Consider the following 13390-nt stretch of genomic DNA (forward strand, 5'->3'; position numbering starts at 1 on the left):
CATACTTTGGTAGGAGCCACGGGTTGGCGGGCTTAGCCCCACGCAGGAGTTGTTGATCAGGAATGAAGTTGGAACTGTATAGCCAGCCGTTTTGCGCCCCATGCACCCGGGCCCGGCAGGTGGTGCACCGCGCCCAGGAGCTGGTGGCTGACCTTGAGGTCGAAGAAATCAACATGGTGGAGCAGGTGCAGCGTGGTGAAGAGCTCGGGATCATCTCCACGCCGGTCATTCGATTGCTCATCGATGGCCATGAGAAATTCCGGGGAACAGATACTCCCACGTTAAACCAGCTTTTGACGGCCATCGCCCACGCTGGCGACTAGTCTCACGCCGATATTTGACCCAAGATGCACGGGTTCCGCCCCGTGATGGGGAAGAATAGACAGGTGATAACTGTGCCCGGCGTCGACCATGAATGCTTCCATCGAGTCCTTGCTGACTCGTCAAACCGCATCGAATGGCTTCGGGCAAGGGCGCAGGGCGTCACCGCCACCGACGTGGCAAAACTGTCCACCGAAAAGTCGGTGAAGAACGCCGCCTGGGACAAGTTGTACGGAAACAGCTTCTCCGGAAATCCCTATACCGATCATGGTCGCAAACGCGAACCGGTAATTGCCGCGTGGGTTCAGGAGAACTTCAATATCTTCCCCTCAACACAGCTGTTCCATTCACAGAATTCACGGCTGCACCTTGCCACCCCAGATGGCTTGGGTTTTGATGCGGCAGGGGTTCCGGTGCTCTCCGAAATCAAGACCACGAACAAACCGTTCAAGAAAATCCCGAAGAACTACCTGCGCCAGGTGCTGTGGCAGCAGCATGTAATCGGTGCGGAGCGCACCCTGTTCGTTTGGGAAGAACACGATAATTTTGTTCCGCTGCGCGATGTCCCGGAGTACATGTGGGTTGAGCGCGACGACGACCTGATCAAGGATTTGATCAACAAAGCTGAATCGTTGATCGCTGCGCTGCGCGAGGCCACCGCCCGCCAGGAGCGCTACAACGACTATGGTCCAGCGGCCCTGAGGCTCTAAGGACTTCAAAGAGCAACGCGCTGGGTGTGAAGTTCGTAAACTTCACACCCAGCGCGTTTGCCTGTTATCGCCGTTGTCCGCCTAGACGGCCGGCGGAGCAGGGATGGTGCGCGGATCAGGCAAGCACTCCGGGTAGCTGGTGATCAATTCACTCAGCAGCTTTTCTCGGATCATATTGCGCAGGTCCCACAGATCCCCGGGGTTTCTCGCAGATAAAAATATGGTTACCGTCTGCAGTCCACCCTGTACGTCTGTCACGTTTAGTGCATTGCGCTGACCGTCCCACCAGTCCGAGGACTCGAGCAGTTCGGTGGTGCGCTGACGCAGGTAGTCGATCGGCGCATTGAGCTTGAGCTGGAATACGACGTTGCCGGCGATCTCCGTACTGCGGCGTGACCAGTTCTCAAATGGCGTGGTGGTGAAGTAGGTGGAAGGCAGGATCATGCGCCGCCCGTCGAGCAGCAATACCACCACATAGGACAGAGTGATTTCTTCAATGGTGCCGCGTTCCTGTTCAACAACTACCGTGTCGTCCACTCGGATGGAGTCCGTGAAGGCAATCTGAAGACCTGCAAAGACATTCGCCAGGGTTGACTGAACTGCAAGACCAACGATCACCGAGGCGAGACCCGCAGAGGCGATCAAACCTGCGCCTAGCGCCCTGACCTGTTCGATCGAAAGCAGAACGACGCCTACGGCGACAACGCATAGAACTGCAATGATGACCCGGCGCAGCAAGCCCACCTGAGTCTGCACCTTGGCGAGCTTTCGACCCGAACCAAAGCGGGCACCAACGCGGGCCAGCAGGACCTCTTCGATGACTCGGACTATTCGGATGATCAGCCAGGTGAGGAAGAAGACCAGCACCGCAAGGATGACGAATTGCCAGCCGTTGTACCAAGACTTGTCCTTATAGAAGATGGCAAACGCAGACTTCGCCACGATCGACGTCACGGTGCCGAAGAACGGCCAGCGGGTGGAGTTCACGTGGGCATCTTCCACCCCCATGTGGGCAAGGACCCTGCGGAATACTCCGCTGAAAACAAAGGTAAGGATGGCGGCAATCACCGCACCAACCGCAATCACAGCCCAGAATTGCAACGTTTCGGGGAGGAAGCTTGATGCTTTAACGACGTCTTGGACGGTCTCGTCGATAGGCGCAACAGGGGTTTCAGTCATCCGTTAAGCATGTCATAGCCCGCTTATTGAACGCTGTGTACGACCTTGTGTGATTCGAAACGTTCGGTCTTGAATTGCAGTTGCGCAACAGTAGTATTTCAATCGCTCTAGGGGCTTGAATTCACTGTTTTTGCGCGGTGAACTAGTCTGACCGGCATAGCAAATGCCAGGTGTTGCATACCTTAGAAAGCAGGTGTTTCCCCAATGCATCGACCCAAGTTTGCGCTACTCGCTGCCGCTGTCACCGCCGCGTTATTGACTCTCACCCCGGGAGCAGCTGCGGCGCCGACCAGTGTCGCTGTCAGCACCACCACCGCGACCACTTGCCCAACCGTATGGTGGGGTTCGCTGGCCAAGTCCAAGACTTTGTCTACGACCTCGCCCATCTTCAACGTCCGCACCGGGCAGCACAGCTGCTACGACCGGATGGTCATCGACCTGTCGGGTAAACCGGCTGGTTACAGCGTGAAGTATGTCGATACCCTCAGCGGCATTGCTTCAGGCATCCCAGTTCATACCACCGGTGGGGCGAATCTACAGATCCTCGTCCATGCCCCGGTCAGCACCTCCTACTCCCCGCGTGCAACTGTGAAGAACCTCGGCTACACCACATTCAAGCAGCAAGTGTGGCTGGGAAGTTTCGAGGGAGAAACCATGCTCGGCATCTCCACCCGTGCACGGCTTCCGATGCGTGTATTCCTCCTTGACGGGCCGGGAACTGGCTCCCGATTGGTGATCGACGTTGCCCACCGTTGGTGAGCACAACATTTAATTCGAGCTGTTCGCCACTTTTTGATGACGTACCGCGTAACACCCGGTCAACCTGCTGAATAATGTGCCACGATGCTATGTATGAGCAGCAAATTTGCCTATCAGCAGGTTGACGTTTTTGCGCCCACAGCTTTCAACGGCAACGGCCTTGCCGTTGTATTTGAAGCCGATAAGCTCAGCGACGACCAGATGCAACGTTTTGCCCAGTGGATCAATATGGCAGAGACAGCGTTCTTTGTTGAACCAACGGATGAAGAAGCAGACTACGCCATCCGTATTTTCACCCCCTCCACGGAACTGCCCTTCGCAGGCCATCCAACCCTCGGTGCAGCTCATGCATGGCTGGCTGCCGGCGGCGAACCCGGCCCAAGCGGACATCTGGTCCAGCAGTGCAAGGGCGGGCTGATCCAGCTGCGCATCGAACGTGAGGCAAGCGAAGAGCACTCGGCGCGTATTGCCTTCCTCGCTCCCCCGTTGACCCGTTCCGGCCCATTGGAACCAGATGTTCTGCAGTGGGCCATCTCCGGCCTGGGGTTGCAGCCGGAAGACGTGGTGGATCATGCGTGGCTGGCCAATGGGCCGCAACCGGCGGGCCTGGTGCTGCGCGATGCCGATGTTGTGTTGGCGATCGAGCCTGACTTTGAGGCCCTGGAAGGTTTGGAAGTCGGCGTCATCGGCCCGTACACCGCTTCCAGTGTTTCCTTCGGCACCTGGCAGCCTCGCGAATCGGTGATGCCGCGGGTTGCCGGTACCCGCGAGGAGCTGCGTCCCTTGGATTCCTCAGACCTTGAACGTTCAGAAGAGCGTTTCGGTTCGGTGGTCCTGCAACCGCCGGCAGACTTCGAGGTGCGCAACTTCGTTCCCGGTGAAGCCGTTCCGGAGGATCCTGCCACCGGCAGCCTGAATGCCGCTTTCGGACTTTGGCTCACCGAATCTGGTTATGCCCCGCAGCGCTATACGGTGCGGCAGGGAACCCGAGTGGGACGCAACGCCATCTTGCACATCGAAGCTGATGAACAGGGCGTGTGGGTCAGCGGCGACATTGTCACCCGGGTCGACGGTACTGTGAGCTTCGACTGATTAATCAAAGATAGAGAAACTATCTATGTTCTGAGCAGCTCGAAAGCACTAGTCTTGACCAGTGCCACAATCTGCAAATCCTGAAATCGAATTTGATAAGAAGGCCGCCTGGAATGCCCTGTGGGCATTGGTCATCGGCTTCTTCATGATTCTTCTGGACACCACCATCGTGTCCACCGCCATGCCCGCCATTATGAGCGCCCTTGATGCCGATATCTCAAGCATCCTATGGGTCAACAGCGCCTACCTGCTCACGTTTGCCGTGCCCTTGCTGGTGACCGGCCGCTTGGGCGACCGTTTCGGCCCGCGCAATATCTACCTGATCGGCATGGTCGTGTTCACCCTTGCCTCGCTGTGGAGCGGACTTTCAACGACCCTCGCGTCGCTGGTCTTCGCCCGCGCGGTGCAGGGCCTGGGTGCTTCGATGATCTCACCGCAGTCGATGACCCTGATTACACGTATGTTCCCCTACGCCCACCGCGGCGCCGCCATGGGCCTGTGGGGCGCGGTGGCCGGCATCGCCACACTTGTTGGACCGATCGCCGGCGGCCTGCTGGTTGACTCCGTGGGCTGGGAATGGATCTTCTTCATCAACGTTCCGATTGCGGTGCTGAGCATCGTCATGGTGCTGAAGTTTGTTCCAAAGTTGAAGCCCCAGGCGCATTCGTTCGACTGGGTTGGCGTGGCGCTGTCAGCCATCGGCATGTTCTGCATGGTCTACGGCATTCAGGAAGGCGACTCCACCAACTGGGAGCCGTTCCTCGGCCCCATTGGTTCGTGGCACTTGATCGTCTTCGGCGTCCTGATGATGTTCGTCTTCGTATGGTGGCAGTCGAAAACCAAGAGCGAACCGTTGGTCCCACTTCGTTTGTTCAAGGTCCGCAACTTCACCCTGGCCAATATTTCGATCACCTTCATGGGCTTGATCGTCGCAACCATCAGCCTGCCGATGGTGTTCTTCCTGCAGAGCGTGCGCGGCCTGTCCCCCACCGAGTCGGCGCTGATGATCTCCCCCATGGCGATTGTCGGCATCTTCTTGGCTCCTCCCCTGGGCAAGGCGATCAACAAGGTCAACCCGAGGACCTTTGCACTACCTGGTTTCATTCTGCTGGGCGGCGGCACCATTGCCTACGCATTGATGATGCATGCAGACATCCCGTTGTGGACATTGCTAATTCCTTCGGCCATTCAGGGTGTGGGCTCCGCGATGATTTGGCCGTCCCTGTCCCTGGCCGCGACCCGCGACCTGACGGCAGTTGATGCCGGAGCTGGTTCGGGCATCTACAACACCACCCGCCAAATTGGTTCGGTCCTCGGGTCTGCGCTCATTGCATTCATGATGGATTCGCGAGTATCGGCGCAGATCGCCAAGCTGGACCAGCCGGCCGATCAGGCCTCGATCTTTGAGGCAACCTCGGTGGGCCTTGGCCAGGCGTTGCTGCTGCCGGGCTGCATCGCCCTTGCCGCCATCGTTGCAGTGGTGTTCTTCAACTCCCATCCGGTGGACGACAATGCTAGGCGCAAGTAGCGTCAATAAGCTGAGACCTGCTTAGCCTCGCAGCCAGGGGACGACGACCGACGTCGCCCCCTGGCTGCTTATTTGTTTTCAGGGCTAATTATTCGAGCTTCGCTTAGTGATCCGCACCGATTCAATAGGAATACGAAATAATCAATTATTCTGACTAAACAGACCCAGAATCGAACTAATAGTCGAGTCGGGGAAAATTAAGATTCGAAATGAGAATTTGGGGTAGACGTTGAATCTGCTGGATGCTCTAAACCACTACATCGTGGCTGAGCAGTACGAGTTGCTGATTGATTTTGCTATCGAGAACTTTACCGAGCTCTACAGTCAGCACCGCCTCGATTCTGCGCACCTCATCAACAAGATTCCGGCAAGTGCCCAAGAGGCCCATCCTGAGTTGGCCATCATTGGGGCCGTAGGCCAGTCGGTGATTCACCCTCACCGCCCCATTGATTTGGCGGAGGTCCAGCTATCGCTGCAGAAAATTGCCGAAGCCTCAGCTGGGAGTGAGGACCCGATCATCCGCCTTCGAACTGCTGGCTTGCAGCTCAGCGTCATGCGCGTCTTGATGCTCGCTGACCAAGCAGTGGAAGCTGCCCGACACTGGGAACGGGTGGTGGATGTCCTGTCTCCAATAGTCAACTTGGCCAAGAAGAAAATGTACTTTGTCTTCGCAGTGCAGTGCGTTGCCGCCTATGCGCATGGCGGCAGTTTTGCCGAAGCCATCAGTGCCGCGCGACGTCTGGACCAGGACGAAAACCGCTTGCGGCACCTGCACGTCCGTTCTTTGGTGAGCCTGTCTCATGCGTTGAACGGCGACATGGTTTCGGCCAGAAACCTGATTCATCATTTCGATGACGGCTGCCTTCCCCAGAACTGGCAAGGTTCTTACAATGCCATCGGCTATCACGTCAGTTCAGCGCTGCTAGCCATTGAAGATGCAAATCCGAACGCGGCCCTAGCTCGGTTGGATGATCTCAACGAGTTCCTTCACGTGGTGGATCACTGGGCATTTATTTTGATTGTTCGGGCAAGAGCACTGATCTTTGCCGGAGACCCGGTAACCGCCGCAGACGAGATCCGCAATTCCATGATGGAAAGCACCAGTCAGCGAGCCGGTTCCTCCGCGCTAGATATGCTCAATGCCGCCTACCTCGATCTACTCAACGCGGCTGAGCTTGTCGAGCGCGCGGCCCGATTCAAGGAGACAGTTAAGACATCTCTACCGGCGTTCAACATGGCAGTTGCGCGAGCTGCCATGAACCATGATGAAATAACGGCTCTTAAACTGGCCAGGACTGAATGGGATTCCAATTGCAGCTTGAGACTGCATGCCGAAAGCCTGCTGGTTGAGGCAATTGCATACCACCGTCTGGGCCTTGCCGAGTTGGCAGATGAATCAACCGTGAAGCTGGCTGCCACAGTGAAGCACAGCGGACTGCCATCGGTGCTCGCCTACGGGCCAAGACCTGAAACCAACTTCCTGCTGCAGCGACACTCGCCTGTACTAGGCGATCAGTTAAGAAACTTCGCGCACGGTCCAGATCAAGGCATCAAACCCAAGGTGACCTTGACCGAAATGCAATTGAAGATTCTCTCGCAGCTGGTCACGCATCCCAGCTTCCCCAAATTGGCTGAGTCGCTGTTCATATCGCCCAATACGGTCAAAACACATCTGCGCAATATATACCTCAAACTCGGGGTCAAGAACCGAGCGGAGGCAGTGCAGACTGCCATGCAGCTGGGACTACTTGACTAGCCAGCCACTTGTTATGCCGCTTTAAATTCGCGAGAAACGATCTTCCCCCAAAAAGATCGCCTCTCGCGAAGGCAACTGCATGAGAGGAGTTCAGGCAATTGCGAGTGGTATCAGCTTTTTGGATAAACACCGCACTTGCGAGTGGCAGCGTCGTCCAATCTCCGAGCTTCTCATCCTGCCATTACCGGATCCCCATGCCCTTCCCCAAGGTGCGATTTGAGCTCAAGTAATAGCAATCCAAGAGTCTTGGATTTATTTCTAGTACCTTCAACTATTGTCGACCATCGGGTGAGACCTCGTCCTTTATTTCTACATGTAAAGCGAATCTAGACAGGAAATTCACCTTTCCCTCTCACCCCACCTGACAGTCGTCGCAGCTGTTGTCTATTCGTGAAAAGTTCTGCGTTCAGCGGCGTTTCCTGTTGGATCTCCAAGAAATTGGCTGCAGCTTTCCGGGGCGCCTTGGAGACTTGTTGCCGAGCTTTAATCCAGTGCAGTAAATATTCACTCATCACGTCATTGTCGAAACACGATGCGATGGAAGAACCTGCAGCATCCTATACTCGTTGCTTATGAGCACCGGTACCCAACTGTCCAAGCAGTCCCGTTACGTCGTCGTTGATACACTGCGTGGTTTGGCGATCCTCGGAATGATCTGGGCTCACGTTCACGGCCTTGCACCAAGGATGCTTCCCGAAGCAATTACCGGAGCGATTTCACAGATGAGCGGTGCGGCCACACCGCTGTTCATGTTGGTTGCGGGTACGACCATAGCGATCCTGACGCGTAAGCCGATGGAAGGTAAACAGCGCTGGCATTTCAGGCTGGAGTACTTTCTGCGTGGGGTCGGCCTGATACTCATCGGGCTGGCGCTCCTCCCCTGGGGAGGCCGGGTCGATGTTGTACTTTCCTATCTTGGCGTCACATTCATCTTGGCTGTGCCGTTCCTTTTCGCCAGCTCGAAAGTGCTCAGCATCTCTGCGGTAGCCATCTTGGCCGCCTCGCCGATCCTTGCAAGCATTATCGGCCAAGCGCTCATCACAACCCCGGAATTGCTCTACGCAAAGGTAAGTAACAATCCGATTGCGTTCTTGCTCCAATGGACCTTCACGGGCCGGGCCTACCACGCCACCTGGCTTCTGCCGTTCCTGCTGCTGGGAATAGTTGCAGGACGCCAGCTGCTCGCGCACAAGCTCCCGGCAAAGACCATCGGCCTAGTTGGCTTTGGACTTACCGCGGGAGTCTTCCTGCTCTACGTGAATCCGCAGCAGATCGCTGGGCATTATGTGCGCGGAAGCTACGTAGAAATGACCTTCGACCTTGCCCGTGCCATGACGGTGTACGGATTGTGCCTGTGGCTGGCCGCCGTAAAGAATCCAAAGTTCTCCAGCGGATTCAAGAAAATCAGCATGCCCATTTCGCTGGCTGGGCGCATCCCGTTGACGCTATATGTGCTCCATGTGCTGCTGCTGTTCACATTTGAAAGCCGAGGCTGGACTCTTTCTGGCCCACAGGGACTGTGGCCGCTGGTCGTCTTTGTCCTCTGCCTCGGCTTTGCCGTGTTGTGGGGCCTGACCCTTGGCGTGGGCCCCGTCGAGAGATTCCTTGGGGTCTTCTCATTGCGGCACAATATGCGTTGGGCATTCGCCGCTGCGCCGGCGAACCTCGCAGACTTCGGCTTCGCCCCGAAGAATGCGCAACAGCCATCTCCTACCCTAGATCCGCGTTGATCAGCGAACCTGCAGATAGCTATTAACGAAGAGACTCATTACGCCACCGTGGTGGAGCAATGAGTCTCTTCTGTCTTTCGAAGCATAGTCAAAGCGCTACGGCTCTAACGGCTACTGCTTGGGTTCGGAATCGTTTCCGCCCTTGAGGTCCCTGACCTTGTCGCCGATCTTCTCCTGCGCGTCAGCGGCGAATTCTTTGACGTTCTCCGTGGCCTCGACAGTGAATTCTTTGACCTTTTCGCTGGCTTCTCCGGCGAAGTCCTTGACCTTTTCGGTAGCATCTTCGGCGAAGTCCTTCACGCTTTCGGTTGCTTCACCGAGCGTCTTCTTTGCGTCATCCATAAAACCCATAGGCTTCTCCTTCAACATATGATCCAGGTGCAGGAGCTAGCCTGCCCGAGATGCAGGTTTATTTATTCTTCTTGGCCTTCTTGGAAGACTTGCGGCTGAAAATCAATGCCACGGCGATGCCGGCCAGCCAGACATCTTTGGCAAGGGCCGTGCCGTCCTGCGTTGGGCGGATGCCGTCCGATTCGGTCATTCCCGGGGTACGCAGGTAGGCGGCCAGAAGGGAGCCGGAGAAAACGCCAAGCCCCAGACCTGCCAACTTCGAAGGGATGATCGGCAGCAGCAGAGCGCTGCCAAGCGAAATCTCGCCAATCGAAAGCATCTTGCCAAAGGTAGCTGGTTCAATTTCAGCCAACGGTGGGATGCCATTGGCAGCCATCTGCTGCAAGCCGGCGGAGCTGGCTTCATCCAAGCGAAGCTTGTTAATACCGCTGTTCAGAATGAACGCGCCACTGACCAAACGTAGCGCTGCGTTTGCAATCGAGATTCCCACGGGCTCTCATTCCTCTAGAAGTGGTAGTTTGGCTGACCTCAATTGTTAGGTCTTCCTGCTGATCAGCGTAGTCATCTCGATGAGAGGACACAATGACCACGCCGCCCCATTCAGCAAAGGGCAAGAAAATGCAGTGGGTAATCATGCTAAATTTTTGAATCATGATCCCTGCTTCTGCTGTACCCTCCACTGCCCTTGATCTACTGATAACCCAGGGCTTTGACGCGACGAGCGTAGATGAACTGGCAGCCGCGGCAGGTATCTCCCGTTCTACGTTCTTTAGACGTTTTGGGTCCAAAGAGAACATGGTCTTTGCCGATCAGGAAATGATCATCACGCATGTTCAGACAACCCTGGCGGCTTCCTCGGTTGATGCCGTTCAGACTCTCATTGACGCAGCGCATGTGGTCTTCGACCAATACACCGCCAACCCGGAAGCCGCGCAACTGCGCCACAAACTGCTGTCGTCGGTTCCGTCGCTGCGGGAGCGCGAACTGGTGTCCACTCACAGGTACGAAAAGGCATTCTTTGACTTCCTCGCGCGCAGGGATCTTGTCACGACGCAGGCCAACCGCGCCCTGGGACTCGGGTTGTGTGCGGGGCTGGTGGCAATTCACAACGATCACCTGAGAATGTGGCTGCGCGATGCGCAGAGTACCGACCGCACCAGACTCGCCCACGATGTGTTGCTGTTCCTGACACGCTTTTCTGATCTGCTGCAGCCCGGTGAGCCGCAGGCGGCGCCGGCGAGCGCCGCGCCGAGCATTGTTGTTTCGGTGCTTTCCCCGGGAGCCGACGAACAGTCGATTCTCGATGCAGTGTCCCAGGCACTCAAGAAGAGTCAGGGATAGCCCACACGCATCACAGTGCATGAAACCTAGTGCCTTGACATGACACTGCGTTCCATTAGGCTTGGGGTGGAACTACTACCCAGGCTTATAAGGAGCACCCCGATGACCGCGCAGCACACCGGTATTGACTTCCCCAACGGAGTCGTTGAGCCCGACTATGATCTGTGGACGGGCGAGGTCAACACCGACCCCACCGGTGTATTTGCCGACCTGAATGAGGCAGATGCGGCCTGGCGTTCCAAGGCCCGCCGCTTTGTGCTCGAAGAGGTCAAGAAGGACATCCACGAGTACTGGGACAAGGCCGAATACCCGCTGCACCTGCTCAAGAAGCTCGGCGACGCCGACCTTCTGCGCGACGGCCTAAACGTCGACGGCTACTCCTATATGAGCCCGCTGGCGGCAGGACTGGTGAATATGGAGATGGCCCGCGGTGACGGTTCGGTGGCAACGATCATCGGCGTCCAGGCAGGACTGGCGGTACGTTCGGTCATGTACTGCGGCAGCAGGGAACAGATCGCCAAGTACGCCATGCCGATGCTGTCCGGCGAACTTCCGGGCGCCTTTGCGCTGACCGAACCGACCCATGGTTCCGACTCGGTGTCTCTGGAGACCAGCGCCCGCAGGGTCGACGGCGGCTATCTCATCAACGGCGAGAAAAAGTGGATCGGTAACGGTTCGGTGGGCGGTGTATCCATCGTGTGGGCCCGCGATGAGGAGAACAACGTCCGCGGATTTATCGTCCACCAGGATGCCGAGGGCTACAGTGCCACCACCATCGAAAACAAGCTCTCGCTGCGGGCCATCTGGCAGGCGCATATCCGCATGGAGAACGTCTTCGTACCCGATGAGGATGTCATGCCGGAGGCCAAGAGCTTCAAGGATACTTCCCGCGTGCTCTTTGCCACCCGTCTGGGCGTCGCATGGTCAGCGGTGGGCCACGCCACTGCGTGCTACGAGTCGGCGGTGAACTACGCCAAGCAGCGCGTACAGTTCGGCCGTCCCCTGGCTGCCAGCCAGATCGTTCAGGAACGCCTTGCCCGCATGCAGTCCGAGTTGGCAACCATTCAGGTGCTGACCATGCAGGCTACCAAGCGCGAGGCCGCCGGCGAGCTCACCGGTCCACAGGCCTCCCTGGCCAAGTACACCGCAACCCGCACAGCGCGCTCGATTGCTTCCAACGCCCGCGACCTGCTGGGCGGCAACGGCATCCTGACCAGCAACCGGGTGGCGCGCCACTTTGCCGACATTGAAGCCATCCATACCTATGAGGGCACGGAGACGGTCCAGGCACTGATCATGGGCCGCGACATCACAGGCTTCTCTGCCTTTGCCTAAATTCGAGCCTTAAAAATTTTCAGGTCCCTGCGGTTGCCCCGCAGGGACCTGACTCGCTTCCGGCACTATGCCGAGGGCGTGAGCTCTAGATGTTCGGTTTTCCCTTGGATGAGGGTGACATCGACCGGAACATCCTCAAGTCCGGCCTGGTCCAGGGTGTTGCGCAGGGCCTGAGTACGTTCAATGCTTTCCCCGACGATCACTACTTCCAGGGTCCCCGACCTATAGGCCACCGAGGAGATATCTGATCCCTGTTCATCAGCCCAGGCGCTGACCACCGGCTGCGCCTTGTTGATTGTCATTTGCTCTTGAATCACCTTCGCGCTGCCAACGCTCAGGGGAATGGCAAGTAAGATCAGCGCCACGACAACATAGGTCATCGAGCGGACGCTGAGCTTGCCAATCTGCATGCGGGCGTCCAGGGCGGTCTGCCGCAGTCGTGAGACGAGGAAGAAGATCAATCCGGTGAAAATGATTGCCGCAACGTTGGTGCCAAACAGCAGCAAGGCTCCGAGCGACTCATCGATGGCGCCGGATTCAGCGGTCAAACCGACAACCGCGAGTGGCGGGACCAACGAGATCGCGATGGCCACGCCAGGCAGTGCATCGGAAACGTCGCTTCGGGTGACGGCAAAGGCGCCGACGAAACCTGTGGCGAGCGCTGCCACCAGGTCGATCATGCGTGGGCTGATGCGGGATGCCACCTGCGAGTTCGTCGCAGCAACGACGTCCACAGGATCCATCATGCCAAGAAGATAGCCGATGCAGATCACGACAATTGATCCGCTGATCACCAGCAAGAGATTGTGGACGATCTGTCGCCTATTGGCCAGCACCATTGCCAAGGCGGTGCCAAGAATGGGGGTCATCAGCGGGGCGACGATCATCGCGCCGATGACGGTAGCGGTGGAGTCAGCTACGACACCTGCGGTGGCAATGACCGCCGCGAGGAACAGCAAGACGCAGAAGGCCGATAGATTCCTTGCCGCATTCCCATCCGTCAGGTACAGCTTGCTGCGCATCCGCCGCAGGTCATCTGCATCAGCTGCGCGAAAAATTGAGGCGAAGAAAGTGCCTTTTGACGTGTCCATATTCGCTGATGGAGGCACGTGCTCGTGTGGTTCTGTGGCCATGATTCAGTATCGTACTCGGACTGTTCAATTCAAAGTGTTCTGACGCGTACTTCCGATTATTAATGATGAATATTTCACAATTCGTGAGAACTCTTTAAATGCGAAATCAACAATTGATGGCTCAATCAGGAATGCACGAACGATTGTCTGCCGAA

The 13390-nt window shown here is 57.0% G+C and carries 13 protein-coding genes; 9 read left to right on the top strand and 4 right to left on the bottom strand.

Annotated elements, in window-relative coordinates:
* Positions 1 to 68 precede the first annotated feature (68 nt).
* Both RUH64_RS02705 and RUH64_RS02710 read left to right on the top strand, forming a co-directional pair.
* Positions 69 to 323, top strand: coding sequence for a thioredoxin family protein (locus RUH64_RS02705; protein ID WP_313811100.1), 255 nt, complete (start codon positions 69 to 71; stop codon positions 321 to 323).
* Positions 324 to 386: 63 nt separating this feature from the next.
* Entirely contained in the window at positions 387 to 1031 is a 645-nt protein-coding gene (locus tag RUH64_RS02710) for a YqaJ viral recombinase family protein (protein ID WP_313811101.1), read from the top strand.
* Between the two features lie 81 nt (positions 1032 to 1112).
* On the opposite strand, the gene RUH64_RS02715 is transcribed toward RUH64_RS02710, so the two are convergent.
* On the bottom strand, positions 1113 to 2210 hold the full coding sequence (locus RUH64_RS02715) for a mechanosensitive ion channel domain-containing protein (RefSeq protein ID WP_313811103.1): 1098 nt from the start codon (positions 2208 to 2210) through the stop codon (positions 1113 to 1115).
* 204 nt (positions 2211 to 2414) lie between these two features.
* Between RUH64_RS02715 and RUH64_RS02720 the strand changes: the two genes are divergently transcribed.
* The 5 genes from RUH64_RS02720 to RUH64_RS02740 all read left to right on the top strand — a co-directional run bounded on the left by RUH64_RS02720 (position 2415) and on the right by RUH64_RS02740 (position 9075).
* Complete coding sequence (locus RUH64_RS02720) at positions 2415 to 2969, top strand: hypothetical protein (RefSeq protein ID WP_313811104.1); 555 nt, start codon at positions 2415 to 2417, stop codon at positions 2967 to 2969.
* A 93-nt stretch (positions 2970 to 3062) separates the two neighbouring features.
* Complete coding sequence (locus RUH64_RS02725) at positions 3063 to 4061, top strand: PhzF family phenazine biosynthesis protein (RefSeq protein ID WP_313811106.1); 999 nt, start codon at positions 3063 to 3065, stop codon at positions 4059 to 4061.
* 61 nt (positions 4062 to 4122) lie between these two features.
* Positions 4123 to 5589 carry an MFS transporter gene (locus RUH64_RS02730; protein WP_313811108.1) on the top strand — a complete coding sequence of 489 codons (1467 nt, stop codon included), beginning with the start codon at positions 4123 to 4125 and terminating at the stop codon, positions 5587 to 5589.
* 262 nt (positions 5590 to 5851) lie between these two features.
* A complete protein-coding gene (locus RUH64_RS02735; protein WP_313811109.1) occupies positions 5852 to 7345 on the top strand; it encodes a LuxR C-terminal-related transcriptional regulator in 1494 nt (497 codons plus the stop codon).
* A gap of 572 nt (positions 7346 to 7917) precedes the next feature.
* Positions 7918 to 9075 (top strand): acyltransferase family protein, encoded by a 1158-nt coding sequence (locus tag RUH64_RS02740; protein WP_313811110.1) that lies wholly within the window; start codon positions 7918 to 7920, stop codon positions 9073 to 9075.
* Between the two features lie 111 nt (positions 9076 to 9186).
* Here the strand turns inward: RUH64_RS02740 and RUH64_RS02745 are convergent, their stop codons facing one another.
* Together RUH64_RS02745 and RUH64_RS02750 are read right to left on the bottom strand one after the other, a co-directional pair.
* A complete protein-coding gene (locus RUH64_RS02745; RefSeq protein WP_313811111.1) occupies positions 9187 to 9426 on the bottom strand; it encodes a hypothetical protein in 240 nt (79 codons plus the stop codon).
* Positions 9427 to 9484: 58 nt separating this feature from the next.
* On the bottom strand, positions 9485 to 9916 hold the full coding sequence (locus tag RUH64_RS02750) for a hypothetical protein (protein ID WP_313811112.1): 432 nt from the start codon (positions 9914 to 9916) through the stop codon (positions 9485 to 9487).
* 161 nt (positions 9917 to 10077) lie between these two features.
* Between RUH64_RS02750 and RUH64_RS02755 the strand changes: the two genes are divergently transcribed.
* Together RUH64_RS02755 and RUH64_RS02760 are read left to right on the top strand one after the other, a co-directional pair.
* Positions 10078 to 10767: a TetR family transcriptional regulator gene (locus RUH64_RS02755; protein ID WP_313811113.1), complete on the top strand. Its 690-nt coding sequence runs from the start codon at positions 10078 to 10080 to the stop codon at positions 10765 to 10767.
* A gap of 102 nt (positions 10768 to 10869) precedes the next feature.
* Positions 10870 to 12102, top strand: coding sequence for an acyl-CoA dehydrogenase family protein (locus RUH64_RS02760; protein ID WP_313811114.1), 1233 nt, complete (start codon positions 10870 to 10872; stop codon positions 12100 to 12102).
* Positions 12103 to 12167: 65 nt separating this feature from the next.
* Here RUH64_RS02760 and RUH64_RS02765 read toward each other — a convergent pair whose 3' ends face one another.
* A complete protein-coding gene (locus RUH64_RS02765) occupies positions 12168 to 13235 on the bottom strand; it encodes a DUF389 domain-containing protein (RefSeq protein WP_313811116.1) in 1068 nt (355 codons plus the stop codon).
* Positions 13236 to 13390: the final 155 nt, after the last annotated feature.

It is taken from the genome of Glutamicibacter sp., assembly GCF_032154645.1.
Classification (GTDB): Bacteria; Actinomycetota; Actinomycetes; order Actinomycetales; family Micrococcaceae; genus Glutamicibacter.

Excerpts from the sequence above, each read along its gene's own strand:
- RUH64_RS02755 (WP_313811113.1), top strand. The coding sequence starts at position 10,078 with ATGATCCCTGCTTCTGCTGTACCCTCCACTGCCCTTGATCTACTGATA.
- RUH64_RS02720 (WP_313811104.1), top strand. The coding sequence starts at position 2,415 with ATGCATCGACCCAAGTTTGCGCTACTCGCTGCCGCTGTCACCGCCGCG.
- RUH64_RS02760 (WP_313811114.1), top strand. The coding sequence starts at position 10,870 with ATGACCGCGCAGCACACCGGTATTGACTTCCCCAACGGAGTCGTTGAG.
- RUH64_RS02765 (WP_313811116.1), bottom strand. The coding sequence starts at position 13,235 with ATGGCCACAGAACCACACGAGCACGTGCCTCCATCAGCGAATATGGAC.
- RUH64_RS02745 (WP_313811111.1), bottom strand. The coding sequence starts at position 9,426 with ATGGGTTTTATGGATGACGCAAAGAAGACGCTCGGTGAAGCAACCGAA.
- RUH64_RS02725 (WP_313811106.1), top strand. The coding sequence starts at position 3,063 with ATGAGCAGCAAATTTGCCTATCAGCAGGTTGACGTTTTTGCGCCCACA.
- RUH64_RS02740 (WP_313811110.1), top strand. The coding sequence starts at position 7,918 with ATGAGCACCGGTACCCAACTGTCCAAGCAGTCCCGTTACGTCGTCGTT.
- RUH64_RS02715 (WP_313811103.1), bottom strand. The coding sequence starts at position 2,210 with ATGACTGAAACCCCTGTTGCGCCTATCGACGAGACCGTCCAAGACGTC.